This is a genomic window from Stenotrophomonas sp. HMWF003, assembly GCF_003061285.1.
Lineage (GTDB): Bacteria > Pseudomonadota > Gammaproteobacteria > Xanthomonadales > Xanthomonadaceae > Stenotrophomonas > Stenotrophomonas maltophilia_AP.
The window spans coordinates 10,716-12,630 of the sequence record NZ_QAIW01000458.1 but is presented as its reverse complement, the minus strand read 5'-3'; the positions used below and the strand labels follow the sequence as shown (position 1 = coordinate 12,630).

The window sequence follows — 1,915 nt, the reverse complement described above, 5'->3', positions numbered from 1 at the left end:
ATCGGCGTGCAGCAGGCCGTGGGCGACGGTGGCTTCCCAGTCGGCCACTTCGATGTGCGGGAAGCCGGTGAACACCACGTGCGCCGCTTCGGGGTCGAAGGCAATGTTGAACTCGGCCGCCGGGGTGATGTTGCCGTGGCAGGTGACTGCCCCACCCATCACCAGGAAGCGCTTCACGCGCTGCGGCAGGGTCGGGTCGAGTTTGAGCGCCAGGGCCAGGTTGGTCAGCGGACCCAGGGCGACCAGGAACAGCTCGCCGGCGTACTGGTGCGACAGGCGCAGGATGGCCAGCGCGGCGTGCTCGGCTTCGGCCTGGCGCTTGGCGGCCGGCAGGTTCACATCGCCAAAGCCGTCGGCGCCATGCACGTGGGCTGCGTCGACGGAGGGATGCAGCAGCGGGTCGGCGGTACCGGCATACACCGGCACGTCGTCGCGGCCGGCCACTTCACACAGCTTGAGCGCGTTGCGCACGGTGTGGTCCAGGCCGACATTGCCGGCGGCGATGGTCAGGCCGACGATATCGTGGCGCTCATCGGCGAAGGCCATCAACAGGGCCAGGGCGTCATCGACACCCGGATCGGTGTCGATCAACAGCGGAATCTTCTTGGTCATCGTTGCCGTCTTGATAATCGGCAAGGGACTTTCGCACCCTGTCATGACAAATACAAGGCGGGGGCGCTCGGGCGCGGGTGCTACCGACCGTTGGTCGGTACAGGGTTGAATGGCACCGCGTCGATCGGTCCGCCCACGACCGGATCGGCCGCTTCGGGGCTGTTCTACGCCGCCGCGTAGCGCACGGCCGTGCCGATCCAGCGGCGCACGACCTTGTCGGCGACGTCCGGCGCTTCGGCGAGCAGGCGCTCGGCCAGGTCGTGCACGCCTGGCAGCAGGTCGGCGTCGCGGGCCAGGTCGGCCATGCGGAACGCGGCCAGGCCGGTCTGGCGGGTGCCGAGCAGTTCGCCGGGACCGCGCAGTTCCAGATCCTTTTCGGCGATCAGGAAACCGTCGTTGGTCTGGCGCATGGTTTCCAGCCGTTCGCGCGCCATGGCCGACAACGGTGCCTGGTACAGCAGCACACAGCGCGACACGGCCGAGCCGCGCCCTACCCGGCCGCGCAGCTGGTGCAGCTGGGCAAGGCCAAGACGCTCGGCGTTTTCGATGATCATCAGCGAGGCATTGGGAACGTCCACGCCCACTTCGATCACGGTGGTGGCCACCAGCAGGTCGAGCTGACCGGCCTTGAACGCCAGCATCGTGGCCAGTTTTTCGCTTGCCTTGAGCCGCCCGTGCACCAGGCCCACGCGCACGCCCGGCAACAGCGCCTGCAGCGATTCGAAGGTGGCCTGGGCCGGGGTGGCATCGAGTTCGTCGCTTTCCTCGATCAGGGTGCATACCCAGTACACCTGCTGCCCCTCGGCGCAGGCCACGGCGATGCGCTGGATCAACTCGGGGCGGCGGTCGTTGTTGAACGCCACGGTCTGCACCGCGGTACGCCCCGGCGGCAGTTCATCGATGGCCGACACATCCAGGTCGGCGTATTCGGACATCGCCAGCGTGCGCGGGATCGGGGTGGCGGTCATCACCAGCTGGTGGGGCACGCTGCGCCCGTCCGCGCCCTTGTCGCGCAGGGCCAGGCGCTGGTGCACACCGAAGCGGTGCTGCTCGTCGACGATGGCCAGGGCCAGGTCCTTGAACACCACGCTGTCCTGCATCAGGGCATGGGTGCCGACCACCACCTGCGCGTCGCCGGAGGCCACGTCGGCCAGCACTTTGGTGCGCGCCTTGCCGGTGACCTTGCCGGCCAGCCAGGCGGTGCGCACGCCCAGCGGTTCCAGCCAAGCGCGCAGGTTGTTGAGGTGCTGCTCGGCCAGCAGTTCGGTGGGCGCGGCCAGCGCGACCTGCTTGCCCCGCTCCA

General features: G+C 68.7%; 2 protein-coding genes. Both read right to left on the bottom strand.

What is annotated here, in order from left to right; genetic code table 11:
* The coding region (locus DBR34_RS20360) for a nucleoside hydrolase (RefSeq protein ID WP_128098126.1) at window positions 1–612 on the bottom strand (612 nt) is incomplete at its 3' end.
* 164 nt (window positions 613–776) lie between these two features.
* Window positions 777–1,915: ATP-dependent DNA helicase RecG (locus DBR34_RS24350; RefSeq protein WP_258224202.1), on the bottom strand; the 1,139-nt coding region annotated here is incomplete at its 5' end.